At 66.7% G+C, this 26,378-nt stretch carries 17 protein-coding genes and 5 pseudogenes; 12 read left to right on the top strand and 10 right to left on the bottom strand.

Annotated elements, in window-relative coordinates; all coding sequences use genetic code 11:
* Nucleotides 1-314: 314 nt before the first annotated feature.
* A complete protein-coding gene (locus OG963_RS01295) occupies nucleotides 315-1,577 on the bottom strand; it encodes an MFS transporter (RefSeq protein ID WP_319741011.1) in 1,263 nt (420 codons plus the stop codon).
* A gap of 162 nt (nucleotides 1,578-1,739) precedes the next feature.
* Between OG963_RS01295 and OG963_RS01290 the strand changes: the two genes are divergently transcribed.
* Nucleotides 1,740-2,654, top strand: a complete 915-nt coding sequence (locus tag OG963_RS01290; protein WP_352307135.1) for a LysR family transcriptional regulator — start codon at nucleotides 1,740-1,742, stop codon at nucleotides 2,652-2,654.
* Nucleotides 2,655-2,774: 120 nt separating this feature from the next.
* Here OG963_RS01290 and OG963_RS01285 read toward each other — a convergent pair.
* From OG963_RS01285 to OG963_RS01275, 3 genes and pseudogenes are all read right to left on the bottom strand, one after another.
* Nucleotides 2,775-2,969 (bottom strand): annotated as a pseudogene (locus OG963_RS01285) (IS5/IS1182 family transposase); the annotation flags it as partial.
* 79 nt (nucleotides 2,970-3,048) lie between these two features.
* Nucleotides 3,049-3,588: a MarR family transcriptional regulator gene (locus tag OG963_RS01280; protein ID WP_319741013.1), complete on the bottom strand. Its 540-nt coding sequence runs from the start codon at nucleotides 3,586-3,588 to the stop codon at nucleotides 3,049-3,051.
* Nucleotides 3,589-4,305: 717 nt separating this feature from the next.
* Nucleotides 4,306-4,998, bottom strand: a complete 693-nt coding sequence (locus tag OG963_RS01275; RefSeq protein WP_319741014.1) for an alpha/beta hydrolase — start codon at nucleotides 4,996-4,998, stop codon at nucleotides 4,306-4,308.
* A gap of 692 nt (nucleotides 4,999-5,690) precedes the next feature.
* On the opposite strand from OG963_RS01275, the gene OG963_RS01270 reads away from it, so the two are divergent.
* The 6 genes and pseudogenes from OG963_RS01270 to OG963_RS01245 all read left to right on the top strand — a co-directional run.
* On the top strand, nucleotides 5,691-6,557 hold the full coding sequence (locus tag OG963_RS01270; RefSeq protein WP_319741015.1) for a hypothetical protein: 867 nt from the start codon (nucleotides 5,691-5,693) through the stop codon (nucleotides 6,555-6,557).
* A gap of 592 nt (nucleotides 6,558-7,149) precedes the next feature.
* A complete protein-coding gene (locus OG963_RS01265) occupies nucleotides 7,150-8,277 on the top strand; it encodes a BTAD domain-containing putative transcriptional regulator (protein WP_371798179.1) in 1,128 nt (375 codons plus the stop codon).
* A gap of 614 nt (nucleotides 8,278-8,891) precedes the next feature.
* Nucleotides 8,892-10,118 (top strand): acyl-CoA dehydrogenase family protein, encoded by a 1,227-nt coding sequence (locus OG963_RS01260; protein WP_319741017.1) that lies wholly within the window; start codon nucleotides 8,892-8,894, stop codon nucleotides 10,116-10,118.
* A 363-nt stretch (nucleotides 10,119-10,481) separates the two neighbouring features.
* Nucleotides 10,482-10,919 (top strand): annotated as a pseudogene (locus OG963_RS01255) (hypothetical protein); the annotation flags it as partial.
* Between the two features lie 59 nt (nucleotides 10,920-10,978).
* A pseudogene (locus OG963_RS01250) lies at nucleotides 10,979-11,095 on the top strand (hypothetical protein); the annotation flags it as partial.
* A gap of 87 nt (nucleotides 11,096-11,182) precedes the next feature.
* Nucleotides 11,183-11,839, top strand: a pseudogene (locus OG963_RS01245) (transposase family protein); the annotation flags it as partial.
* 849 nt (nucleotides 11,840-12,688) lie between these two features.
* Here OG963_RS01245 and OG963_RS01240 read toward each other — a convergent pair.
* On the bottom strand, nucleotides 12,689-13,651 hold the full coding sequence (locus tag OG963_RS01240; protein ID WP_319741019.1) for an NADP-dependent oxidoreductase: 963 nt from the start codon (nucleotides 13,649-13,651) through the stop codon (nucleotides 12,689-12,691).
* Nucleotides 13,652-14,203: 552 nt separating this feature from the next.
* On the bottom strand, nucleotides 14,204-14,968 hold the full coding sequence (locus OG963_RS01235) for an SDR family oxidoreductase (protein WP_319741020.1): 765 nt from the start codon (nucleotides 14,966-14,968) through the stop codon (nucleotides 14,204-14,206).
* Nucleotides 14,969-15,534: 566 nt separating this feature from the next.
* Here OG963_RS01235 and OG963_RS01230 point away from each other — a divergent pair.
* Both OG963_RS01230 and OG963_RS01225 read left to right on the top strand, forming a co-directional pair.
* On the top strand, nucleotides 15,535-15,726 hold the full coding sequence (locus tag OG963_RS01230) for a hypothetical protein (RefSeq protein ID WP_319741021.1): 192 nt from the start codon (nucleotides 15,535-15,537) through the stop codon (nucleotides 15,724-15,726).
* 196 nt (nucleotides 15,727-15,922) lie between these two features.
* The gene (locus tag OG963_RS01225; protein WP_319741022.1) at nucleotides 15,923-16,504 is read left to right on the top strand and encodes a TetR/AcrR family transcriptional regulator; all 582 of its coding nucleotides are present in this window, start codon (nucleotides 15,923-15,925) and stop codon (nucleotides 16,502-16,504) included.
* Between the two features lie 234 nt (nucleotides 16,505-16,738).
* Here the strand turns inward: OG963_RS01225 and OG963_RS01220 are convergent, their stop codons facing one another.
* Entirely contained in the window at nucleotides 16,739-18,223 is a 1,485-nt protein-coding gene (locus OG963_RS01220) for an MFS transporter (protein ID WP_319741023.1), read from the bottom strand.
* A 746-nt stretch (nucleotides 18,224-18,969) separates the two neighbouring features.
* Here OG963_RS01220 and OG963_RS01215 point away from each other — a divergent pair.
* Together OG963_RS01215 and OG963_RS01210 are read left to right on the top strand one after the other, a co-directional pair.
* Nucleotides 18,970-19,590 carry a nuclear transport factor 2 family protein gene (locus OG963_RS01215; protein WP_319741024.1) on the top strand — a complete coding sequence of 207 codons (621 nt, stop codon included), beginning with the start codon at nucleotides 18,970-18,972 and terminating at the stop codon, nucleotides 19,588-19,590.
* Between the two features lie 462 nt (nucleotides 19,591-20,052).
* A complete protein-coding gene (locus tag OG963_RS01210) occupies nucleotides 20,053-20,634 on the top strand; it encodes a TetR/AcrR family transcriptional regulator (protein WP_319741025.1) in 582 nt (193 codons plus the stop codon).
* A gap of 241 nt (nucleotides 20,635-20,875) precedes the next feature.
* Here the strand turns inward: OG963_RS01210 and OG963_RS01205 are convergent.
* From OG963_RS01205 to OG963_RS01195, 3 genes and pseudogenes are all read right to left on the bottom strand, one after another.
* Nucleotides 20,876-21,684, bottom strand: a protein-coding gene (locus tag OG963_RS01205) for an IS5 family transposase (RefSeq protein ID WP_371798178.1) whose coding sequence is annotated in 2 segments (ribosomal slippage) — nucleotides 20,876-21,345 and nucleotides 21,345-21,684 — 810 coding nt in all. Because the reading frame shifts where the segments join, the coding sequence is not laid out codon by codon here.
* Nucleotides 21,685-21,749: 65 nt separating this feature from the next.
* A pseudogene (locus OG963_RS01200) lies at nucleotides 21,750-22,528 on the bottom strand (transposase).
* A 588-nt stretch (nucleotides 22,529-23,116) separates the two neighbouring features.
* Nucleotides 23,117-23,584: a nuclear transport factor 2 family protein gene (locus OG963_RS01195; RefSeq protein ID WP_319741026.1), complete on the bottom strand. Its 468-nt coding sequence runs from the start codon at nucleotides 23,582-23,584 to the stop codon at nucleotides 23,117-23,119.
* Between the two features lie 741 nt (nucleotides 23,585-24,325).
* On the opposite strand from OG963_RS01195, the gene OG963_RS01190 reads away from it, so the two are divergent.
* Complete coding sequence (locus OG963_RS01190) at nucleotides 24,326-25,684, top strand: MFS transporter (protein WP_371798177.1); 1,359 nt, start codon at nucleotides 24,326-24,328, stop codon at nucleotides 25,682-25,684.
* The last annotated feature ends 694 nt before the right edge of the window (nucleotides 25,685-26,378 follow it).

The raw sequence follows: 26,378 nt of genomic DNA, 5'->3' as shown, positions 1-26,378 counted from the left end.
GCATCAGGATGCCGCCGGTGGCGTCAACCTCGACCGTCCCCTCGGGAACGGTCAGGTCGCGGCCGATCGCCTCGATGCGGTCTCCTATGACCAGTACGTCCCCGTTCTCGATGACGCCATGGGAATCCACGGTCAGCACCGTAGCGTGACGGAAGACGACGGGGCGGCCGGGCCTGAGGTCCTGTGGGTGCGCGGCGTCTCGGTGCGTGGAGTCGGTGGCGGGCGAGGTGTCTGTGGTCATGATCAGTGGTTCTTCCTTATGGCGGAGATGATGTGTGAGTGGAATGCGCGGCCGGTCGGTGCGGGGACGCGGGTTACGCCGTCGTAGCCCGGTGTCTTCCGCCCGCAGGCGCCTCGAGCCGGCGCGAGGCGATGACCGAGGTCAGAGCACCCAAGGAGAGGGCAGCGGCAAAGCCGATCATCGACGGGCGCAGCCCTAGCTGGTGGGAGACGAGGCTGAAACCGATCGAGGGCAGCCCCATGCCGGCGTAGGCGATGGCGAAAAACACTGCGAGCACGCCTGCCCGGGACGAGGGGAGGGCTGCTGCCACGCTCTGGCCCACGGATGCCTTGAACAGCAGTCCTGCTCCGGCGCCGGTGATCGCCGCGGCGGTGAGGAAGAGTGCCAGTGCCGGGTGGAAGAGTGCGAGAGCGGTCAGGGCGAGGCCGACCGGGAAGAGCACTGTGCCGGTCATCAACATCCGGGGAGCGGACAGTCGGGCCAGCGCCAGTTGGGCCCCTGCAGAGGCCGCGAACACTGCGAAGGGGGCGAGGCCCGCGATGAACGGTGAGGAGATCCCCAGCACGCCGCGGACCATCACCGCGCCCAGCGAGGAGAAGAAGCCCATCACAGCGAACGAGAAGAAGCCGATACCGGCTGCGGCGGCGAAGGCCGTGCCGCCTCCCGGACGCAGCCCGAAGCGGGCGGGCACCGCCCCCGCCGCTTGCCGGTCCACGGTCTCTGGGCCGGTCAGCACCAGAACCGACAGTACGACCAGCACGACGCCGAACAGTACGAATGGGGTCGTCAGTGGTGCGGGCGCCCACTGTGCCAGTGCCCCGGCGGCCAGCGGACCCAGGGCCAGTCCGCCAAGGTTGGCGACGGCGGCCACCAGCCCGGGCACAGGCGAGCCCGCCCGCTCCGGGTGGGACCGGACGTAGAGGTCGCTCAGGTAGGCCGTGGCAGTCGAGGCCATCAGCCCCGTCCCGAGCCCTGTCACCACGCGGGCGATCAGCAGGCCAGCCGTGCCGTGCCACACCACCAGCAGCAGAGCGGCGGTGGCCGAGGTGAGCAGCGCCGGGACGATGATGCGCCGGCGCCCGAGACGGTCAGAGAGGTGTCCCAGCAGCAGGAAGCTTGCGGCGGCGCCGACAACCATCGCTGCAAAGGCCACAGTGACCATCGTGGAGCCGAAATCATCGCGGGCGGCGAACAACGGCCACAGAGGCGTCGGCAGCGTGCCGAAGGCCATAAGTGCGGCGAAGGCGAAGGCCACGATCCAGAAGCTGCGCGTCGGCGCGGCTGGACCTGGTGCCGTGGTCTCCAGACCAGGACCGCGGACCGAAAGGAAGGGCATCGGAAACTACTTTCCGCTGGTACGGGAAACAACAGAAACACGAGCTGTGCCGACCGAGACTGGTCGGTACACCTGCTCTCAACCTCTTCTGGCGCCAATGCCATTTCCGCTCTGAGGCAGCAGGTAGAGATACAGTTCATCTCTCTGGGAGATGATGTCTCCATGGAACTCCGTCATCTGCGGCACTTCGTGGCTCTCGCCGAGGAGGGCAGCTTCACGCACGCGGCTGCCCGGGAGCTGATCGTCCAGTCAGGCCTCTCCTCATCCGTGCGCGCTCTGGAAAAGGAAGTGGGAGCCGAGCTGTTTGTACGCGGCAGCCGCCCCGTGCGGCTGACCGCCGAGGGCCAAGCCCTGCTGCCTGTCGCCCGCCACACCCTGGAGTCCGCCGCCGCAGCCCGCCAAGCCGTTCAGGACGTACGGGGCCTGCTGTCCGGTCACCTGCGCATCGGAACCTACCCAGTCAACCCCAACTTCCTGCCACTCCCGACATGGTTGGCCGGGTTCGCCCGTGCCCATCCAGCGCTGGAGATCACGGTGCGGCAGACCGGCGGACCGGCCATGACACAGATGGTGGCCGACGGCCGCCTCGACTGCGCTCTGCTCGACCCGCTGGACAGCTCCCCGTCCGGGTTGCAGGTCCTGCCCATGGTTTCCGAGCGTCTCATGGCGGCAGTCCCGGCCGGGCACCCCCTGGCTGGGACGCAGTCAGTCACCCTGCGCCGACTGGCACGTGAGCCCTTCGTCGAGACCGACCCCACCTGGACAACCCGCCACCGCACCGACAGAGCCTTCGCCGCAGCCGGCTTGACCAGGCGCATCGCCTGCGAAGTCGCCGATTGGCGGCTTCTGCTCGACCTGGTCCGTGCCGGACTCGGCATCGCTCTAGCCCCCCCGAGCCAGGTCGGCACCACCGACGAGGAATCGGGGCAGACCCTCCGTCTCATTCCACTGGCGGGCGCGGAGATCGAACGCGAACTGGCCCTGGTACTGCCTGCCGGTCTGGCGGCCTCACCTGCAGCCCGCCGCATTGCCTCGTACCTGTGCGCAAGAACGCACGAGAGTGTTGCGGAAGTGTGAGAGAGCGTTAGACGTCTTTGGTGGCGAACTCCGGGAATGAGAGTTCGTTGCCACGCTGCGCGAGGGCCGCGCCAATGCGAGCATCGTCGACGTCGTGCTCCGCTACGTGAAGGCAGAGCCCTGCCGCCACCTAAGGTTCGTGCACCAGCATGTGGCCACGGGCAGTACCCGGTCCGCCAGCCGCAAGCCCCACGGCCGGCCCCGCTGCAATCACAACCACGACGGCGAACCAGCGCCACCAGTAACTCGCTGCGACACACTCACCTCGGAGAACGGCTCGATCCACTTCGTATCAGCCGCTGAAATCACCCACATCGACAGCTGGCCGACGCCTCAGCAGCTGCACCAGTCACCGACATGCCCTTCCAGGTAGTGAGCGGGTCGCTACGGTGGCTCACCGCCGCTGCCAGGGCAACCCACCCCCGCCGCCGGCCGACTCAAGCCCTTGCGCGATGATCCGGCACAACTCGCCGAACTGCGCGGCCTGCTCAGGCGTGAGGCGATCGAAGATTCCGTACTGCAGGGCTGCAACATGCCCAGGAGTGGCTCGCTGCAATACCTCGCATCCCTTGTCGGTCAGGACCGCGATCCGGCCGCGCTTGTCGGTGCGGCACACGTCGCGGCGCACCCAGCCGAGCTTCTCCAGCCGCTCGACGGCATGTGTGAGCCGAGGCCGGGTGATTTTGGTGTTGACTGCCAGGTCCAGCATGCGCAGCTGGCGAACAGGGGCCTGCGACAGTCGCACGAGTATCTGGTAGTACAGGTGCGGCACCCCCGCCGAGCGCTGCATCTGGTGGTCCAGGATGTCCTCAATCAGCGCCGTGGCATCGCGGTACGCATGCCAGGTCTCCTGCTCCAGCACATCGAGGCCACTGGGCTCAACGTGCAGGAAGTCATTCGTATCCCAAGTGCTCGGCAGCGCAGGGGTGGTCATGGTCGATCCTCTCGTGCGTCAACGGCAACTTTCCCGTACATCCCCGTGGTTCGCCCTCGTCCGCCGGGAGCATGCCATCGGCGCGGATGCCGAACATGGTGCCAACGCGGTCGTTGGGCATCCTGACCGTCATGGTCCGGTCCCCGATGAAGAGACCCCGCGCTTGGAGTTGCCACATCTAGCGGGAGTGGGCCCCGCCAGTGCGGAGAACGGTCTGCGGTCTGTGCCGTGCGTACCGGCCTCGGTGTCCGATGCTGTGGGACGGCATCGGCGCCTTAGCTGGCGAGACGCGTCTGCTGTATCCAACGCGGGAGCCTTCCGCCTCTGAGGCCGACGCTGAGCCCCCGACAACGGCAGCATCCGGCCACGGCACCGCCGGACGGCGAAATGGCGAGTGAGCGCCAACTGTCGCAAGCTTCCCAGCACTGACCGCCTGCGGCCTCGGGCGGACCACCGCCCTTGCTTAGGCGAGCGATGGTCCAAAGACCTGTTCGTGCGCACGGATCCGGGCGGCACCTGCATCGGCACCCTCCACACCGGCCAGACCTGCACGGTGGGCGCAAACAGAGCGGTCGGGCGTATGGTCAACCGCCCCGGCTGGGACCCGACGGCTGGTTCTGCTGACCACGGTCCGACTGCAGGAAATAGAGGGCAGCGACCACCCCCGGACGATCGCCTGCGGGCCACAGTCGCGGGGGAGAACGGTGGGCCGGGCCCCTAGCGGCCGGCGTCGGTGGTGATCAACCCGGCCAGTTCGGCAGGCATAGACAGGAAGGGGGAGTGGCCGCAGGACAGCCGGTACGAGCGGCCGGAACGGGCCGACATCGCTTCCTGGAACGCAGGCGGGAGAATCTCGTCCTGCTCACAGATGATGTAGCTGGAGGACACTGTTTTCCACGCCGTTGATGTGAGCGGCTCGCTGAATGACTTCATGGTCTGAGGCACCAGCCGCTTTGCGGCGCGATCGGCGTCCTCCGCAGCGGCACCGCTGTAGAGGTGTTTCGACGGTTCCGCGGGGACAGGGAGTGTACCGGTGTCACTGCTCGGAATCTGTCCTCCGCTCAGGCCAGCGAGGGACTCACCCTCGTCCAACTGAAACGCGGAGAGATACACAATGCGGTCCACATTGGTGGCATCGGCGACGGCCTGCGTAGCGGGCACGCCTCCGTAGGAATGGGCGACAATGGTCACCGGCCCGTCGATGCTGTCCAGGCACGCGCGAACGACGCGGGCGTCGTCGTACATTCCGGCGGTGTTGTCGGGCTCGGCTGAAGCGCTCGGCAGATCTACGGCGATGACGTGCCATCCCTTGGCGGTGAGCTCAGGGACTAGCTTCTCCCAGCACCAGGCGCCGTGCCAGGCACCGTGGACGAGCAGGATCGCTGGCTTGCCTTGTGCTGCGGTGGTCATGGTTCAGCCTTTGATGAAGAGATGTACAACGGGTGCGCTGCGCCCCGTACGTAAACGGGAACCCACGTCCGGCCTGCGATACCTGCACGTGCGGGTGTGAGGGACCACGGAGGACCGGATGACGCCGCTACTCCTTGCCGAGGTTATGAGAGCGCCGTGCGGCGAGCCATGCTTCGTCGTCCACGTGTCTTGCGTGAGCGTCCGGCACGTGCGGCAACCGAGCAGCAGACCCGGTGGCCAGTGGGTCTTCGCCCCGGCAGCCAGCCGCCCGGGGAGTCAGCAGCTCTTGCAGTGGCCGCGGCCCGTCTGGAGGCAGGACCAGGCATGGACACCAAGGTCGGTATCGGCCGTGGGCAGCCGTAGGTGTGGCCCTTCGGTCCTGCCCGTCCGAAGTCCTACGCCGAAGGTCCAGTGGCGCCGGGACGACGACGCAAGAAAGATCGGCGGCGCCGCTCCGGACCGGTGACGCCCCGGCCGGACGGACTCACTCGCATGCCTGTGCAGCTCACCATGCAATCACTTCTGGAGTGCCCATGAACGACCACACAACGGCCGGCAGCGTAACCACACGGCGCCGCCTTCTGCGCGCCGGAGCCCTTGGCGGGAGTGCGGGGCTTGCAGCGAGCCTGCTCCTGACGGGGGCCGCCTCCGCCGCGACGGGGAGAGACCGAGACGCTGGGCAGGTTCGCGGCGTGCAGACTGCCGTCGATGCCTCCCGCGCCACCCCTGCCGTCGCCGAGCGGCTCGTACGGTTCTTCCAGCACAAGAGCGCCCAGGATCTCGAGGGCACCATGGCCTTCTTTGCGCGCCGGCCCTGCACGTACATCGACGCGACCCTTGGCTGGAACCTGGGCTCATGGACGGAACTCCAGGATTTCTTCGCGCAGTACATGCCCGGTTGGCCGGGGGACAGCGCGTCCTACCCGGTCCGGATACTCGGCGACCTGCACAGTGCGGTGGTGTTCTTCACCGACACGGCCGGACTCTTCGGTCCCTCCGAACTCCGGCTGGCCGGAGCCGTCGACTTCGAGAGGGGCTTGATCACACGCCAGGTCGACTACTGGGACGGACGTCACTTCGGGGTGGACAACCTGGCCGGCTTGCAGGTGCCGGCGGACCGGTTCCCCTCGGACTTCGGCGAGTCCACCGTCGCTGGTTCGTCCTCAGCCGTCATGCGACGCGTGGTCCGTGATCTGGCTGGTGCCCTACACAAGGGCGACGGTGCGGCGGCGGCGCAGCTCTTCTCACCGGACGCCGTCGTCGAGGACGCCCCGGCCCACGTGCGGATCGTGGGCCCCCGGAGTATCGGCAGCTACCTGACGAGCACCATGGGACTGCTTCCCTACGTCGGCCCAGGCACTGGAGTGCGGCATGTCCTCGGCAACGCGCTTGGCGGCGGGTACGAGTTCACGGCCTCGGACGGACCCGTTCCGCGGGGTATCGTCGGGCTGGAACTGGACCGGTGGCAGAAGATCAACCGATTCACGGCCATGTGGGATGGGTCTCTCGTCGATGACGCCACCCTGCTTTCCTTGGCAAGAAATGCCATCGAGCGTTGAACGTGCGCCCGCACAACGACGGCCGCCAGTCTGCCCGCATCACCCGATCCCAGGGGTCGGACGAATTCGTGCGGACGCGGGCGGCTGCGCTTGACGGTCCTCCGTTCGTTGCCCCACCGACGGAGACCGTGGCAGGGAACATCGATGGACTGTCGTAGTATCTCGTTGCTCTGTGAGCCCGAACCTGAGGCGCACGGCTGCGGCTCATCACGTCTGCGGGGACGCTCGATGGAGACCGTAAGCCCCGAAGCACCTGCATCGTTGGTGAACCCCCTCAGGTCGTGCGCCTGCAGAGCGAGCGTCCCCTGATCGCCGCGTCGTGCCGTCGACCCCCACGCCATGAGCCCTGACCAGCGTCGACCGTACGAGGCGTAGGTCCGTTCTGCTGTACCGCGGGGGCATTCGGGAACAGTCACACATGGTGCAGTTGTCGGCACGGGAGTCTTTGTGCATACGCGTTTCGCTGTTCTGGGCCCTCTTCGGGCCTGGCGCCGCGGCATGGAACTGGAACTCGGGACACCGAAGCAGCGCGGCCTGTTGGCACTGCTCCTGATGCAGGCAGGGCATCCGGTGGCGGTACAGGACACCGTGGATGTCCTGTGGGGTCAGGATCCGCCCGACAGCGGTCAACGTCGTCCAGCGCCACATCGGGTCGCTGCGCCGCCTGCTCGAACCAGATCTGCGGGCCGGAGGCGATTCCCGTCGGCTCGTACGTGGCTCGGGCGGCTACCGCCTGGAGGCGGAACCAGACGCCCTCGACCTGCTGCGCTTTCGCGCTCTGCGTCGGCACGCGGGACAGCTGGCGGAGGATGGCAAGCGAGGTGAGGCCACCGAATTGATGATCGAGGCCATCGCACTGTGGCGTGGTCCCACAGCCCTGGGGATCACATCCGAGACGCGGTCCCATCCGGTCTTCACAGCCGTGGATCAGGAGCACCTGGCAGCGGTAAAGGAGGCTGCCAATCATGCCCTGGGCGCTGGAGCGGATCTCGCCGCACGGGTGCTGGCGCCCCTGCGGCGGGCCGCTGCACAGCATCCACTGGACGAGGGACTGCACGCCGGACTGATCGAACTACTCGCCGCCACCGGCCAACAGGCCGAGGCTCTCGATGTCTACCGGACCGTTCGCGCTCGGCTGGCCGATGATCTGGGGGCGGACCCGGGACCCGAACTGTGCGCCGCACAGGAATCCGTGCTTCGTCGGACGGTGAGCCGGTACAGCTCCATGCCGAGTCACCGCGCGGACGCCGCCGTTTCGGACAACGAGACGGGGACGCCAGGTCCCGGCGAGTCAAGACCGAAGACCGTCGTCGCCGTGACGCCAGCTCAACGTCCTGCGGGCAGCGGGGTATTCACCGGACGTAACGGTGAACTCGACCGACTCCGTTGCTTGCTGCCGACGATCGGTGAGCGCCCGTCGACGCTGGTGATCAGTGTGATCGGCGGTATGGCGGGCATCGGGACGACCACACTGGCCGTACCCCCTGCTGCCGGGAGGCCCCGGCCGCCTCGTCATTGTTACCAGCCGCAATCAACTCTACGGACTGGTGGCAAGGAGACGGCGCGCACGCGGGGGACTCACCGCTGGCCACCTCCACAGCGCGACCGATGGGGAGGTGTTCACGGTTTCGGTGCGGTTGGGCATGGCTCATGCGCCGCCGTGACATGCCCGAGGCGTTGCGTCGTTCACACGGCTTTCCGGGGCTCGAGCTGCATTTGATGTCCTGGCTCGAAGCTGGCCTCTTGGCACGGGCGCTTTCCTTGCTGGACGCTACGTTGGACACAGTGTCCGATTAGTTTTATAGTCTGGATTGTCGGTAGGTCGCCCGTTCGCTACGACCTTTGAAAGTTGATCGCCGTGGCTGCCGATGGGGCCACCAGCCTGGCCTTGTTCATCGTGCACTTCGTGGTGACGGGGAAAGGTGATGCCGGTATCGACCGCCGCTGGTAGCGCACAGAGACCCTGGTAGCGCACAGAGACCGTCGACGTCCCGACTCGCAAGCCGCCCGGCGATGCGGCGCACGTCGTCCAGCAAGGCCTGAAATCTATCAACGGCTCAGCTGTGGTGGTCGCCCACATCTACGGCGGCCCGTCGGGCTACGGCCTGGGCGGGCAATATGGACAATGTGGTCCACCTAGCCGCCTTCCGGCCGAATGACAGCGGCAGTCTCCGCGGCGTCGTTGGTGCAAGACCTGCGTGGCTCGATCCGGCAGCGCCTCGGCACAGACGGCAAATCCCCGAACGGATCTCCAGGTCCCACCCGCACATCATCATGCCGTGCCTACCATGCCCCACCCTGCTACCGGCAACACGGGGCGGGCGCGGCGACACCATGAAAGAAGAGGAAGACGTGGTACATCCCGTCGACAGCGTGAGCGCGCCGTCCGTAGAGGAACGAAGGGCGAAGCTCGTTGCCCAGGCAGCCGCACTGCAGCCGTTGCTGCGCAGTCAGGCGACCCGTGGTGAGGAAGCACGCGTCCTGCCTACCGAAGTTGTCCATGCCCTTGCCGAGGCAGGCGTCTTTCGACTGCTGACTCCCGAAAGATTCGGTGGTCACCAGACCGATCTGAGGACGCTCACGGAAGTTTCGGAAACGTTGGCCCAGGGAGATGGCTCGACCGCATGGGTCGGGATGATCGTCGCCGTGACCAACTGGCTGGCGTCCCTGTTCCCGGATGCGGCTCAGGAAGAGGTGTTCGGAGCCGATCCAGATGCACGTGTGACCGGTGTGGCCGCGCCCACAGGGTTCGCCGAACAGGTCGAGGGCGGCTGGCGTGTATCGGGCAGGTGGTCGTACAACTCGGCTGCTCCGCATGCGACGTGGGCGGCGGTCGGCACACTGATGAGGGACGAAACCGGTTCCGTCGTGGACCAGGCGCTCGTTCTGATCCCCGCCTCAGATCTGTCCATCGAGGACACCTGGCGAACCGCAGGCATGAGGGCAACGGCCAGCAACACCCTCATAGCGCAGGACGTTTTCGTGCCCGCACACCGAGTCCTTTCGGTCCCGGCCGCGGCTGAGGGCTCCTATCCGCGCACGGCTGACGACGGACCCCTCTATGCCTCCGCCTTCGGGTCGATGCTGACTCTCTGCCTGGCAGGCCCGCTACTGGGACTGGGTAAAGCGGCGTTGGACACCGTAGTGGAACAGGCAACTTCCAAGCCTCTGTCCTTCACGACCCACGCACGGCAAGCGGACTCGGTGGGGATTCAGGTGCAGGTGGCAAAAGCCGCCATGCAACTGGAAACGGCCCGCCTGCACATCTATGCGGCCGTGGACGCGGTGGACGACGCTGCATCGACGGGCCCCCTCGACTACGCCGCGCGCACCCGAGTCAGGGCGCAGGCTGGCTACGCGGCGCAGAAGGTGCTCTCAGCGATCTCCACGTTGCTTGACGCCCATGGCGCGTCCGCGTTCGCCGAGGCCAACCCCCTGCAGCGAATCTGGCGGGATGCCAGCACAGCGGCGCGCCATGCGGGCCTGGTACCGGCGGTCGGCCTGGAGGTCTACGGAAAGTCCCTTCTCGGGGTCGATGAGCGAGTCAGCCTCATGGTCTGAGTCCCTTACTCAACAGTTCTTCCGTCTCCGGCTCCAGACCCGTCCGACAACGGGACGCCTGGAGCCGGAAAAGGGACCTGCCGGCCTCAGCCGTCCGGTCCGTCGCAGGACCGTCTTCGCCTGGCTGACCCGCGACAACACCCGCCGCCGGCACTCCGCCAACGGCCATCTCAGCCCCGACGAATACGACACCGACACCACACCACACCACACCCCTAAACTCACGCTCACCGCGTGATCCATGACTGCGTGCCCACCTTCGCGGGGAAGCCTCTTGGACCACCGATCGATTCTGCGATCACTGCGCTGAGACGCCGAGGCGCTGGGGCGAGTCTGTTTGCGATCTGAGGATCGAGCGAACCCGTGTCCGAACGCCTCCACGCGCAAGTGCTACCACGGTGCGGGCAGGCCCGGCCGGTCTCTTGCGCGACCTGCAAGACCTCTACCACCGCACGGTGGTGTTCCAGGAGAAGGCTCAGCGATTTCCCTCGCCTGGGCGGCACGTGTGAGCGCCGCGTCAACGCCCTGCTCGCGGCGGGTGCCGCACTGCTGGCACTGACCGCCGTGACGGCCTGCGGGAACGATTCGGCGGAGGGGCGGGTACCCGCCTCCGCGCAGGCGAATGCGGTATCCGGCGCCCCGTCGGCCCCGGCGGTGACGAAGTCGGTTGGCGCGCTGACGGTGCGTACCGACCCCACGCTCGAGGAGGTCGTGGTCGACGGCAAGGGCATGAGCGTCGACGTTTTCGCCAAGGACACCAAGCCGGGCGTTTCGAGCTGCGATGGCGAGTGTGCGACGCAGTGGCCGCCGGTTCCGGCGGCTGACGCCGAGGCCGCGAAGGGCCGGGCCTCAACCAGGAGCTGCTGGGCTCCATCACCCGAGCCGACGGCACCGCGCAGCTCACGCTCGCGGGCAAGCCGCTGTACTACTTCGCCAAGGACACCAAGCCCGGGGACGTCAAGGGTCAGGGTGTCAACGACGCCTGGTGCGCCTCCGCGCCCGACCGCTGGAAGGCCGGCGTGAAGCGCCAGGCCCTCGGGGTGCTCGACCGCCCGAAGCTGGGGAAGATCCTGCAGTACAAGAACGGCCGAACGCTGTACCTGTTCACCAAGGACGAGCCGTGGCCGATGAAGACCGCGTGCGACGACGCTTGCCTCCAGAACTGGACCCCCACCCCGCCGGTCACCGCCGCGGACGCCAAGGCCGTCGGCAACGACCCGAGGCACTGCTCCCCTTCACCACGCCGAACGGCAACAAGCAGGAGCCGTTCAACTGCTGGTCCGCCTACACCTCGTAGCGGCGTCGATGACGACCTGCACATTCGCCGAGAACCGTCGGTTGCGGCTGGAGGCGTCGACCTGCCGGTCACGGAAAAGCTGGTCATCGCCACTGCTCGGCCCGCGCCCGGCAACCGGGCAGACGCCCGTGTGTGGAGAGAATCCGGCCTGGCCGAGCACTGCCGGGACGTGACCGTGCTGGGCGACGGTGCCTACATCAATACCGGGCTCGTCGTCTTGCACCGCAAACGCCCAGGACGTCCCCTCCTCGCGGGCGAGGAAGCGGGCAACGCCGAGCACCGCAAGGTCCGCGCCCGCGTCGAGCACGCTTTCGCCCGCTTGAAGAACTACAAGCTTCTCCGCGACTGCCGGCAGCGCGGCGACAGTTTCCACCACGCTGTCCAGGCCGTCGCCCGCATGCACAACCTCGCCCTCGAGTCATGACCAGCAAGGGGCCCTGAACCGCAGCTCAATCCGCCTACCCGCACCCTTATGTAACACGTTTTAGGCGAGGACACCCAGGCGTTATCTTTGAACCGCCCTCTGGGCAGGGGGAGTTCACGGCGCAGTATCGGCCATTAGAGCTCGAACACGATCATGCGAATCGGTCCTGATGGCCGTATCGTGGCCAGTATTTGGGGGCCGGGACCGATCTCTGGGGGTTGTGTGAGCGTGGTCTGGGCTACGACGTCGCCCGGAATCGGGGCGGTTCTCCGCGGTTGAGAGGCGTTCGGACGTCAGTGGCCTCTCGGTCCGCTTCAGTCAACTCCGTGCCCGTGGGCACGGATACCTCGAAGTCCGATTGGCGGACAGTGACTATCCTCTATGTCCTCGTGCAGAGGAGTGCCTGCGTGTTCGGCGGCATGGGAGCTCTGACCGTTTCGGTGGCACGCAACCCCGTCCGACCGGCGGTGGCCCCGGACACATCGCGCTGACGCTGCCCGCCGGGACCGGGGCGCGTTCATACAGGAGCAACCAATTTCCGCCCTGCCTCAGCTGCCTGAATCTCGGAGCTGGCCGTTGGGGCAGCTTGTCGTCAGCCCCACGAGCGGCCTAATGGGTCTGCTCAGCCAACGCTGTAACGCGTGTGTGTCAGCGGCCGCCGAGGGCGATGCCAAGACCTGTACGGCGGGCGTCCCTCGCACTCGTTCGGGAAGTGCCCGCAGGCCTGGGGAGCCTTGCGTATGCGGGCGTTGACGGACTCGATGGCACTCGACGGCGCGGCAGATTCCGTGTCGAACGGCAGGGGCGGCACGAACTCGACAGCACTGTCGCTCGGACGGCCCCCAGCGCTCAGAAGTTGAGGACGAGCCTGCCGCGCACGCCGCCTGCTTCGAAACGACGATGTGCCTCGGCTGCCTGGTCGGCCGGGAACTCCTCCGCGACCCGCAGCGAGATCCGGCCCTCCTCCGCGAGCACGCGCAGGGCATCGAGTTTGTCGCTGGCGTAGCGATACTCAGGCACGAAGACATTCCGGACTGTGGCGTACTTCTGTTCGCCCAGGGGAGAGGTGCCGGGTTCTCCCTCGCTGCGCACCAGGGCGATCTGGCCGCCGGGCCGAACGGCGGGGAGCGTCTCAGGGCCCATGACCGCGGCGTCCACGACGGCCTCCACGCCGCCGGGAACGACCTCGCGGATGCGCTCCGCGATGCCCGGCCCCCGGCCGACGATCCGATCGGCGCCCAGCGAACGCACCAGTTCCTCGTCGGCCGGAGCCGCGTCCGCCACGACGCGCAGGCCGTCCGCCTTGGCCAACTGCACGGCGTACCCTCCCACAGCGCCTGCAGCGCCGGTCACGGCGATCCAGTCGCCGGGGGCCAGACCCAGTACGTCGAGGGCCCGGCGGGCGGTCAACCCGTTCATCGGAAGCGTGGCGGCCTCAGCGTGCGTGGTTCCGGCTGGGGCCCTGACGACCTGCCGGGCGTCGAGGACGATGTACTCCGCGTAGGCGCCACCGGAGGGGTCAATGGGTATGACCACCGCCATCACGTGGTCACCGACCTGCAGGTCGGTGACCACGTCCGGGCCGATTTCGTCCACCACACCCGCCGCGTCCATGCCGGGCCGGTACGGCAGGGTCAGGCGACCCGCGAGGAACTGGTCGGTGTACCCCCTGCGCAGCAGGATATCCGCGGGGTTCACCGCCGCCGCGTGCACGCGCACCCGGATCTGCCCGGGTCCGACCACAGGGATGGGGAGATCGACGACCTCGAGGGCTTCGGGCTCGCCGTAGTGGAAAACTCCTACAGTCTTCATTCGCCTCTTCGTCTCTTTCCGGACGCCGCGCGGGCGACCTTGATGCTTTTAGGTACGGGGACTGCCGCGGGTGCGCGGGAGTGAGTTCAGCGATCGTTGGTGCCAAGCAGGGGACGCCCTGACCGGGCGGCGCCCGGCTGTATGTTCCGCAGGACCTGACAGGGGGCGGGAACGGCCACCGTGCCCGGGATGTGGACACGGCGGAGCCGGATACGGGGCCCTTGGGGCTCGGTGGCGGACATGACCCTCCTCATGGTTGGTGCCGGGGGCGGCAAGCTCATATCGGTGAGCAGGCGCAGGCGGGTCCTCTGCACGAGGACATGCGCCACGTCGTCGATACCGTGTGCACGGTGGCAGCGACGCCTAGGAATGTTGGAGTGGGGCGTCGCCGCCGTTGGCGGGGCCGTCTCGGCCTGCCAGGTGTCCCGTGTTCGGCGGACGCCGCGGCTGATCGGAGCGGCGCGACCGGGCGCGTGTGACGCCGGCCGACAGGGCCGCGTGGTGATCGCCTGGCGCGGGGACAAGGAGCGGGACGGCCGGGCTTGCGGAGGCTCAGTAGCCGGCGGTCAGGGCGCCGTCGATCGCGAGAGCCGCGCCGGTGATGAACGGGCTCTCGTCGCTGAGCAGGAAGGTGGTGAATGCGGCGATCTCCGCCTCGTCGGCGGCCCGGCCGGTCGGCTGCTGGTTGAGGAGGCTGCTTGCGGCTTCCGGGTTGCCTGCAGAGAAGCCTTGCCAGAGTGGGGTGTTCACCAGGCCCGTCACCAGGGCGTTGACGCGCACGCCTTCCTTGGCTGCGTCGAGCGCCGCGGAGCGGGTGAGGCCTACGACGCCGTGCTTGGCGGCTGCGTAGGCGACGGCGGTCGGGTCGCCCGCAACGCCGACCACGGAGGCGTTGTTGACGATGGAGCCGCCGCCGCTGGCCACGATCGCCGGAATTTCGTGCTTGAGGCTGTAGAAGACGCTGGTCAGGTTGAGGGCGATGACGCGGTCCCAAAAGGAAGCCTCGGTGTTCCGGATCGTCCCCTGGATGTTGCCGCCGCCGGCGTTGTTGAAGGCGCCGTGCAGGCCGCCGAACTCCTTGACCGCGACGTCGACCAGGTGGGCGATCTCCTCCTCGACGGTCACGTCCGTCGGGACGAAGAGGGCTTTCCCGCCCTCCCGGGCGATCTCCGCCACGGTCGCCTCGCCGCGCTCCTTGTCGCGTGCCCCGATGAGCACGGTCGCGCCCTCGGACGCGGCTCGCCTCGCGAATGCCGAGCCCATGCCGGAGGTGCCTCCGGTGACGATGATGACCTTGGACTGCAGGCGGTTGGACATGTGTGCTCCGTTCCTTGCCGGCATGGCCAGAGGTCCTGACTTGCCGGGAGTTATGTGATGAGGTGCGAGCGGTCGGATCGGCATGTGTGCGGCGATCCACAGGGCGCCGTCGGTTTCTCCGGTCCCGCCCTTCCAGAAGCCTATCATTATCAGGAACGACCGGTCGGTAAATAAGCGGTGTCGCGGTGGCCACATCTGCCGCCCTGCGATGGTGCCGCGGCATGGTGGGCCCTACCGGTTCACCGCCTGTTGTCCCCCCGCGTGTGTGGGGTCCACTCCTGAAGTAGTCGAGACCACCTCTACGGAGTGGTGCAGTCCTTCGCTCGGGAAGCGAGAGGCGGAGAGGCGGGATGCGGCGGGGCACGCACTGCCAGTTCTTCGATCACCTCTGCGACGGGCCGGCGACGGTGCTTGAAGTAGGCCATCGACCCGTAGACCGGGTGTCCTGCCAGGCGCGCAGCATCGGCGACGACCGGCTTGCGGCTGATCGCGAAGCCCTGGCGCATGGGACAGGGCGCCGCAATGAAGCTCTATCGGTATCGTGATCAAGTCGCACCATCCCCGCCATGGCGATCGATGTCCTCGCCGAAGACCTTCAGTCCGGCGACTTCCTTGAGCTCTCGACCGAGTCGGGTACCCAGATCTTCCGGCTGGCTCTTCGGAGCGGCGCACCCACGGCATCAAGTTCACGGGTCGCAACCACGGGGCAGCGCTACTTCCAGTGGCGTGAAGTACGGCCATCTGGCGTCCGGCCGTAGCCCGTCGCGCCAGCCCGCCGATAACAGTTGCGGGACAGCCCTTGGGCCGACCGAGAGGCAGGACGTGAGGCACAGCGCCTGAAAGGCGGAGCAGGCTTGCCCTAGGGTGTACGCGCCTGCCAGCAGTACCTCAGGGTGAGCTGCCGCGCTGAGGAAAATCTGTACCGTTCGTTCTGGTAGCCGTATACTCCCCGCTATGGCACGGATCAGGGAGTTCGACACCGAAAAGGCGGTGGAGGCGGCGATGAACGCCTTCCGCCGTAACGGCTACGACGGCACATCGATCCAGGACCTGGTCGATGCAACTGGCGTGGGCCGCGGCTCCCTGTACGCGGCCTTCGGTAGCAAGGAAGGCCTCTATCTGGTGGCCATGGACCGCTATCGCGAGTATTACGCCCTGCCGCTGGTCGAGGTCCTTCGTGACGGAGCCCCGGGCCGTGAGCTGCTGCGTGCGGTCCTGGTCGCGGCGGTGGACGAGGTCGTGAGGGACGGCAGTCGGCAAGCCTGCCTGATAGTCGGCGCTGCCGTGGGCCGGGTCGCCCACGACCCGCAGGTCGCCGCTCACGTGCAGTCGACGACGGAGTTGCTGGAGGACGCGCTTTATCAGGTCATCGCGGAGGCGCAGGCGGACGGTCAGCTGTCCGGCAAGCGTGATGCGCGGGATCTGGCCCGGTATCTCGTCGTGACGATGCACGGGCTGAGGGTCATGGGTGCCATGAACCCCGACCGCGCGTCGCTCATGGCGGTCGCCGAGATCGCCCTCGATGCTCTCGGCTGACCCTCTCTCCTGACGATCAACATTTCGACCGCGGACGTTGTTCGGGGCGCGCGCAGGCGAGGCGGCGATACCGCTCCGAGTAGCCGTCCGCAGGGGCGATCTTGTCCGTGGGACCGCCCGCATGCAGAGCGCAGGCGGTCCAGACTTGTTCGGCGTTGTGTTGGTATCGGTGCGCCACCACCTGCCGGTCCGCCGGTTGACACCGAGGGCTCGCCAGGGGGCATGTCGTAACGGTCAGTGCACGGGGACGGGCTTTTCCGTGCCTGTCCTGTCGTCGGACGAGGCACTGTGGTCCGGTCGCGGGGCGTTGACCGCAATGAGGGAGAACAGCGCGGACAGAAGCAGGAAGCCGACGGCCCACCAGTACGCCGTGGTGAAGCCATGCACCAGTGCGACGTTGGGGTCGGCCTTGCCGTGTCCGTGGGAGGCGAGGTAGGCGGTGGTGGAGCCAGCGGCGATGGTGTTGAGCAGAGCGGTGCCGACCGAGCCGCCCACCTGCTGCGAGGTGCCGACCATGGCGGAGGCGATCCCGGCGTCCTCGGCGGCAACTCCGTGGGTGCCCAGACTCATGGCGGGCATGAAGGCGGTGCCGATACCGAGGCCGGTGATGATCTCGGCAACGGCCAGCAGGCCGTAGGAGCTGTCTGCCTGCAGCAGTGCGAGTAGGAGGACGCCGATCGCGGTGACGAGGTAGCCGCCGCTCATCAGCAGGCCGGGGCGCACCCTGCCGGACAGGCGGGTGCCGATCACCATGGAGCCGAACGCCTGGGCGGCCCCCAGCGGCACGAACGCGAAGCCGGTGAGGACGGGGGAGTATCCCTTGACGAGCTGCAGGTAGTAGCTGAGGAACAGGAACATGCCGAACATGCTCATCACTGCGAGGCCCACAGAGAGGTAGGCGCCGGCCCGGTTGCGTTCAGTGAGTACATGCAGTGGGAGCAGCGGAGACTTGATCTTTCCTTCCACGATCAGGAAGACCAGCAGCAGCACTGCGGCTCCGACGAGCAGAGTCACGGTGAGTCCGGAGTCCCAGCCGCGACTCTCGGCTTCGGAGAAGCCGAAGACGAGGGCGACCAGGCCGAGGGTGGCGAGGACTGCGCCGGGTATGTCGATGCGGGTGTGCTTGTTCTCGGTAGGGATTTCGTGCACCACGGTGATCGCGCCGATGATGCCGATGACGGCGATCGGGATGTTGACCAGCATCGACCAGCGCCAGTCCAGGTACTCGGTGAGTACCCCGCCCAGGAGCAGACCCAGGACGCCGCCAGCGGTGGCGATGGCACCGTAGATGCCGAAGGCTTTGGCTCGCTCCTTGGCATCGGTGAAGGTCAGCGAGATAAGGGCGAGGGCGACCGGAGCGAGCAGTGCACCGAAGACGCCCTGCCCGGCTCGGGCGACCAGCAGGACGCCCAGGCTGTTGGCGGCTCCGCCCAGTGCGGAGGCCAGGGCGAAGCCGATCAGGCCGATGGTGAACGCCCGCTTGCGGCCGAGTAGGTCGCCCAAGCGTCCGCCGAGGATGAGCAGGCCGCCGAAGGCCAGGCCGTAGGCGGTGATGACCCATTGGCGGCCGCCGTCGGAGAAGTGAAGCGAGTCCTGAGCGGAGGGCAGCGCGATGTTCATGATTGCGCTGTCCAGGAACACCATCAGCTGGGCGATGGAGATGAACAGCAGCGCAGCCCATCGGCGGGGGTTTGGATGAGGGGTGGTTGTTGCAGGCATGGGAAAGGTGGTTCCTTGCAGACAGGTGGGGGGGTTCAGAACTCCAGTACGAGGCGGGCCATGGACGCCGCCGGCCTCCAGCAGCCGGTGGACCTCGACGGCGGTTGCAGCCGTTGGTCACCGGGGCAAGTTCCCCTGCATGGATGGCGCTTCTTCGACTGTCGCAGCCTAACATGTTCTGGAATGAACGGTAGGTAAAGATAGTTTGAGGCTCCGATCGAGGCATGTCGCGGCGATCGCCGGAAACCGTGGTCGTTTCGCACGCCGACATTTCCTGCCAGGCGCGGAGCTGTGGCTCCGGCCGCTCGGAGCGGGGTGTGCCCCCGGGGCGCGCATCCCATCGAGCAGGAGGTGGTGACCCTCGCCATCTGTCAGGCCCCGCGTCGACACCGAGGCGGTGATCCGTGTCCAATGACGCCCGGGAGCAGTTCATGATGTCCCGCCAGGTCACGTCCGTGCGCATCCGTGGCGCACCCTCTCTCCGGCGCTCTGAAGGCGCGAGAGGAATTATTGACCGATCGTTCGGCATAGTGTTCACTGTCGAGTACTGACGCAGGCGCCGCTCTGGCCCTGCGCGTACCGGCTCGGCCCTCTGCCGCCGCACAGTGACTGCGATGTGGCAGGTCGCGCCGGGACCCACACAACGCTGATCGTCCGCGCAGGTCCGGTCCGCAGCTCTTCTCCCCTCGAAGGATGCGTGGTCCACAGCCGCCCGGAACCGGTGCGGAGGCGAAAGGAACCACATCATGAACAAGCAGGAAACCCGGAAGGCATTTGCGTGGCGCTCCCGGATCGCCGGAACGGCTGCGGCGGCTGCGCTGCTGGTCGGCGGCGGGGCGGGCGCAGTGGCCTTCACCTCTCCGTCCGCGAGTGCGCACGACCAGACGGCGAGCGCCTCCTCTCAGTCCCTCGCGGCCCGGGTGCAGCGCCTGGAGGACATCGAAGACATTCACCAACTCAAGGCCCGCTACTTCCGCTTCGTGGACGAGAAGAAGCACGATCAGCTGGTCAAGATCTTCACCCCGAACGCCAAGATCGTGACCGATGGGCAGGCGTTCAAGTCGCCGAAGGAGTTCGCGGACATAATTCGTGACGCCATCGGTGCCGCACCGACCGCTCACAGTGGAGCCATGCCGGAGATCAAGATCACGGGGCCGGATACGGCGACCGGCATCTGGTCGATGGAGGACATGCTGAGCTTCCCCGCAGGCCCGAACGCTCCGCAGGGGCACCACGGCTACGGTCAGTACCACGAGACCTACAAGAAGGTCCACGGTAAGTGGCTGATTGACTCCGTAGTGCTGACCCGCTTCCGGATGGAGCCGCTGGCGAACTGGACCCCCCCGACGTCCACGACCAGCAAGTGAGGCGCTCGGTGACGCCAGGGTCCGCGGTCACCTTCTAGTGTTCTTTGCAGGAAATCTCAACTGAGGCTATTGCGAGGTGAGTTACCCCGACGGCTGAGCAGTGGTGCGCGGGTCTAGAACTCAATTCTTGACCCGCGCCACGGCTTGCTCCAGATAAGGGGAGGCCGGGGTCCGGTTGGTTCAGTCTGGTCGGCGGGCGGCGGGGCGATGTCTACGGCAGCGCCCACACTCATCAGGTCCGTGTCGCCTGCCCGTGAGCGCGGCAGCAACGTCGTCGACGCTTTCCATCACAGGTATGACGTCGTGTGACCTCGCGTGGCGCACAACCCGCCCCAGTCCGATGGAGCCAAGCCGGAGTTGGCCGCACCCATGGTCGACGGGTTCCTTGATGGCAGGTGGAGGGGGGTACCTGCCTGACCGTGCTAAAGAATCTGTACCGTTCGTTCTGGTATGCTGTCTGGTATGGCACGGATCAGGGAGTTTGATACCGAAAGGGCCGTGGAGGCGGCGATGAACGCCTTTGGCTACAACGGCTACGAGGGCACATCGATCCAGGACCTGGTCGATGCAACCGGCGTGGGCCGCGGGTCGCTGTACTCGGCGTTCGGCAGCAAGGAAGGCCTGTATCTGGCGGTCATGGACCGATACCGGGAGTGTTACGCCATGCCGCTGGTCGAAATCCTTCGCCAGGGAGTCCCGGGCCGCGATCTGCTGCATTATGTCCTGGTCGCGGCAATCGACGAGATCGTGCTCGACGGCAGCCGGCGTGCATGCCTGAGCGTCGGCGCTGCCGTGGGCCGGATCGCGCACGACCCACAGGTCTCCTCCCACGTGCAGGTGACGACGGAGTTGCTGGAGGACGCGCTGGATCAGGTCATCGCTGAGGCGCAGGCGGACGGTCAGCTGTCCGACAAGCACGATGCGCGGGACCTGGCCCGGTTCCTCATCATGACGATGCACGGGCTGAGGGTCATGGGTGCCATGAACCCCGACCGCGCGTCGCTCATGGCGGTCGCCGATACCGCCCTCGATGCTTTCGACTGACCCTCTCTGCAGGCCATCCACCTTGAACCCATCACCGCTTGGCCGACTGACCCATGAGTGGCCAGAAGGTGCACATAACGTAACAGTCGTTTAGGAGTCAACCTTTGCCAACCACATGGTGAGCCTCCCTACGCGGCGGAGTACCGATCCGGGCACGGCGGCCACCTGTGCGTGGCGCGCCGCGGAGCAGTGGAAACCGCCTGGGTATCTGCTCGAACAGGCATGACACTTACTGATCGTTTCAGAATGAGGTTCGGAGTCGTCTCAAGCAGATGATGCTGCAGGCGAGTTGGAGCAGTCCGAGGTGGAGGTCGGCGCGTATCTCGTAGCGGGTGCGGAGGCGTTTGAACTGGTGGAGCCAGGCGAAGGTGCGCTCGACGACCCATCGGGTCTTGCCCAGGCCGGAGCCGTGCGGGACACCGCGGCGGGCGATCTTGGGTGTGATCCCCCGAGCGCGGACGAGACGCCTGTACTTGTCGTAGTCGTAGCCGCGGTCGGCGAAGAGCCGCCGAGGCCGGTGGCGGGGCCGGCCGCGCAGGCCACGGATGTGGGGTATGGCGTCCAGCAGTGGCATGAGCTGGGTGACGTCGTGGCGGTTTCCGCTGGTCAAAGAGACGGCGAGCGGGGTGCCGTGTCGGTCGACGATCAGGTGGTGTTTGCTTCCGGGCCGGGCCCGGTCGACCGGCGAAGGTCCGGTGTGAGCCCCCCTTTGAGGGCTCTGACGTGCGAGCCGTCGATTGCGGCGTCGTCCATGTCCAGCAAGCCGGTAGCCCGCAGTTCGGCCAGCAGCACCTCGTGCAGCCGGGGCCAGACACCGGCCTCGGTCCAGTCCCGCAGACGCCGCCAGGCCGTCACCCCGCTGCAGCCGACCTGTTCCGCAGGGACATCCCGCCAGCTCACGCTCTTGCACAGCACATAGACGATGCCCCGCAGAGCAGCACGGTCATCCGCCGGCAACCGCCCGGGATACCGATACCGCCGAGGCGCACGGGCCGGCAACAGCGGCGCCACACGTTCCCACAAGTCATCAGGCACAAGATCAACAGGCACTCACCAGATCCTGCCGAAACAACACCCAACTGCCAAGCCCCACACCAAACTTCATTCTGAAACGATCAGTTAAGCCAGTTAGTTCGGACAGTTGCCGACTCTCCGGACGGACGGGTGCTTTGGAAGGGCCGGGCCGGAAGTGGCCTCGATCGATCCAGGTCTCGCTCGCCGGGAACGGCGAGTTGAATATCGCTTGGCGCCGATGAAAGCGAGGTGACCTCGTTCTCCGTAACGGCGCGCGCATTGCTCGACCGGACCGCGCGGCTGGGCGCCGGACGGCGCATCACCCGGTCCGAGCAAAGCCGACCCAGCACCTGCACCGGCAGATCGGCCGGCAGGTGTGCGATCCGCGGAGCGTCGTAGCCGGCGTCCATCACCACCAGGATCTCCGGATCGCCCGCCTCCACCGCCCCGTGGCGATCAACCGGCCTACGGTGTTGCGGAGTTGGGTGGCGGTGACGGCGGCCAGGTCGGTGCCGGGCCCCAGCCGCACCGCGTCCAGGACGGCGATCCAGGAGGGGCGGCCAGTCTCCGAAGCGACGACGAACGAGTACGGCCAGCCGGGGATTATCTGGTGCTTGGCGTCGCCGCGGCCGTAGGTGTGGCAGAAGGAGCGGTCCAGGCAGGTCTGCGCGTCCGGGCGCAGCCACGGGGAGACGTCGACCGCGAGCACCAGGCGGCCGTCGGCGGCGCGCGGCAGCGGCAGGCCGGCCAGCGCGGTCCGCGGCCGGTCGGCGTCCACGCGGCCGCGGCTCAGCGCACCGTACAAGGCACCGTGCCCCCGCCGGTGCTCGGGCGCCAGCGCCAGGTCCACCGAGGTCCTCACCGGCCCGTCGGTGCACACCGCCGCGTCTGTCAGCTCGAACAGCGCGTCGCGCCGTCGGGTCAGGGACGTAGAAGACACCCCGGAAGCGTGACAGTTCCGCGAACGGTGCGTACTGCCCGCCCTGCTCCATCAAACTTACCCACTGCGGCCTTCGCATCAAGTCCTGTCCCTCTTGGCCGAGTTCAGGATCACGCGAAGGCCACACCCACGTCCCGGAGACACCCGGACGAGTGATCGCCGGACGTTAAACGACAAGCTAAGGGCTGTCCCGTAGTCCCTGACGGGCGCGCACGACGACAGCTACGGCACCTTGCCGCGTTGTCGGAACGCCCGAACACGCCCAGTATGAGGACGCCCCTCCGCCTTGCATACACCGCATCTGACGCCGCGCACTGATCCACCCGGGATTTGCGGGAAATCCTTTAGAAGGCGGGCATCGCGAGCTACGTAACAAACACCCAGCTGTCCCAGGATTTTGGACTTGGTGAGAGTGTGAGACGTGGGGCGGTACCAGGAGACCCCGGAGGGTGAATATGACAAAGAGGCATAGGGTGCAGGTCCGCAGGGCCTATGCAGCGCCAGCACGCGTGAAGGCAGTTGACGGTCTCAGAATCCGAGGTCGCTGAGGCCAGGGTGGTCGTCAGGTCGTCGACCGAGCGGCCAGTGGTACTGGCGCTCGGACTCGGTGATAGGAACATCGTTGATGCTGGCGTGCCGAACGGCCATGAGGCCGTCCTCATTGAACTCCCAGTTCTCGTTGCCGAACGAACGCCACCAATTTCCGTCGGCATCGTGACATTCATAGGCGAAGCGAACTGCTATCCGGTTGCCGTCGAACGCCCAAAGCTCCTTTATCAGCCTGTATTCGAGCTCTCGTGACCACTTTCGAGTAAGAAAAGCCACGATCTCCTCACGTCCCGTGACCCATTCACTGCGGTTTCGCCAACGTGAATCAGAGGCGTAGACCTTGGAGACTCTGTCTGGGTCGCGGCTATTCCAACCGTCCTCGGCCGCACGGACTTTTTGGATTGCGGAGTCCCGTGTGAAGGGGGGTACGGGGGGATGATTAGTCACAGCTACTCCTGAAGGGCTGCTGCGGCTCCACGCTGCGAAGACTGTAACCGCTCGCCTTCTCCGCTCCAGCCGCGAGGGAAAGCCATCAACTCGACGGTACATCCGGGCCGGAAGGCCTGCCCGTCAGCTCGACCTGTCCCGGTGCCCCCACGGCTCATGAGGGGATGGGGGCTGCGCCGACGCGCTGCCGGCGTCCTGGTAGATGCGTGCAGAGGAAGAACCGCGAGGGCAAACGGCCATGGTTCGACGATCCGGCGGTGAGCGCCGAGGGCGGAACCGGGGAGTGCCGAGCAGGGTGCCAACAGCGGGCTGATGCTGAGAGCGCAGACCGGGCGACGATAGCTGTCGTAGTAGACGCACCGGTTGAGAGGTATTACCGACGGCGCTGCGGTTTCAGGGCGCGGGGGCGGGATGCTCTGGGGAGCCAGACAATCACTGGTTACTGTGCAACGGACGACTGTCCGCTTCGCGGTTGGGTGACGGGTGGCGACAGGCCCCGGTCCTGCCCTGTGTTTTGCGCGCGGGTGCACCCCAAGGGCCATCCCGTGCATGCTCACCCACATTGAGGGCCGTCAAGCGCTTGACATGCCAGGGGCTGGCTCACAAACTCTAGCGGACGCTTGTCCGTACAGCGGACGACTGGAGATTCGCGCGCTGCGCCGCCCTACCTGCCGGTCGTCCACCAACAGACCCTTCGCCCTCGCGCCACCGGGCGCTCGGGGGGCCGCCGTGGAGGAAACTTTGACTGCCACTGAACCACCGCTCGCCGAAGGCGCCCCGCTTGCAGGCAGGCCGTCCAGCGGGGAGGGCTCTGCCAAGGCGCTCTATTCCAAGATCGGGTGGCGGCTCATCCCGCTGCTCTTTGCGGGGTACGTACTTGCTTACCTGGACCGCATCAACATCGGCTTCGCCCAGCTTCAGATGAAGGACGAGCTGGGTTTCAGTGCTGCCGTCTACGGCTTGGGCGCCGGGCTGTACTTCGCCACCTACTTCGTCTTCGAGGTTCCTAGCAACCTGTTGATGAAGCGCATCGGGGCCAGGCTGACGCTCTCACGGATCATGGTCCTCTGGGGGCTGGTGTCGAGCTGCATGCTCTTCGTTCAGACGCCCACACAGTTCTATGTGATGCGGCTGCTTCTGGGCGCCTTCGAAGCAGGCTACGCACCCGGCGTCATGCTCCTGCTCACGTATTGGTTCCCTAACGACAGGCGAGCCCGGGTGATGGCGCTCTTCCTGTGCGGCAGCCCTATCGCCGGAGCACTGGGCTCACCCATATCGGGCTGGATTCTTCAAGGCATGAACGACGTCGCCGACTTGGGCGGGTGGCAGTGGCTGTTCTTGATCGAGGGCCTGCCGAGTGTGGCATTGGGCGTGATCTTCTTCTTCATCCTGCCTGATGCTCCCGCGAAGGCGAAGTGGCTGACTTATGACGAACAGCGACGCGTTGTTGGTGACCTCGACCTGGACCTCGACCGGACGCCGGGAACATCCACACAGGGCTTTGGAAGTGCCCTTCGTGACATTAACGTCTATGTAATGGCGCTCGCCTGGTTCACCATTGTGTGCGGCATTCAAGCGGTGTCCTTCTGGATGCCGTTGATGCTCAAGGATGCGGGCGTCGGCACGCCCGCACAGATCGGCGCGTGGGCGTCAATACCCTTCGCGGCCGCCACGATCACCATGCTTCTCCTATCCCGCCACTCCGACAGAACCGGTGAACGCCGCTGGCACACCGCGATACCGTGCATGACTGGCGCGACAGCACTGATACTGCTGTCTTTCGCGGGGGCGAACCTGGCACTGTCGTTGATCTCGCTAGCACTCCTTGCATGTTCCGTCTACGGCGCGATGCCGATCTTGCTATCTATACCTGTCAAGTACCTTGCGCCAGGAGCCAGGGCCGGCGGTATCGCTCTGATCAACTCCATCGGGCTGTCCGGAGGCTTCGTCAGCCCGTTCATCCTGGGGTGGGTCAAGACGCAGACCGGCAGTGTCAACAACGGCCTCTACTGCATGGCAGGGTTGCTTCTGGTCGGCGCGGTTCTCGTCTTGACGGTCATACCCGCGGGCCCACGGGCAGCCCCCTCCCGCGGCGAATAATGCCTCTGCCCGCACCTTGCCGCGGGTACGCATCCCGGGTAGATGGCTCGCCACCAATCGCCCGCGACGTCTTCGTTGCCCGTAGCCCAGCACCGAAGCAAACAGCTTCCTCGCCAGGCGTGGGCAGCGAATTCAAGCGACTGCAGGCGGCGAGTGCTCGACGTCGTCCCGTTCCATGACGTAGTACCTTGCAGGAAATCTTGGGGAGTCGCCCCCTGACTCATCGACGATTTGATGCGGGTCGCCGTGCTGCCGGTCGGGCGCCCAAAGTGCGTGCGCGGCCTCCCTCTGCAGGAGGTGGGGCCGCGCGGTGCCCGCCGATCCAGTGTTTATCGAGTGATCATCCTGATAGCGGGCTGGTGGTGGGGTGCGGGGAGGGGTGCAACCCGCTGAGGAATCGTCAAGACCTGTCGATCAAGGCAGCTGGGCTGGTGCCTGTCCCGCAACTGACGGCTTGCTGCGTTTCGAACGCGGCGTGTTCGTCCGTGCGGCCAGCAACCTGAGGGCCTCGATCGATATGGTTGCGGCCACGCGCTGACACCAGTCGGATGCGTTGGTGAGCTCCTCGGCGGCCCACGGCTTGCCCAGGGCGATGGTACTGAGCAGGGTCCACACTCGTGCGGGCGGCGGGTGAGGAAGTGGTGATCCGCGATCACTTCGGCCATGGTCTGGGACCAGGCCGTGAAACGGGGCT

This window comes from Streptomyces sp. NBC_01707 (genome assembly GCF_041438805.1).
Classification (GTDB): Bacteria; Actinomycetota; Actinomycetes; order Streptomycetales; family Streptomycetaceae; genus Streptomyces.
The sequence above is the reverse complement of the archived record's forward strand: the minus strand, read 5'-3'. Positions and strand labels throughout refer to the sequence as shown.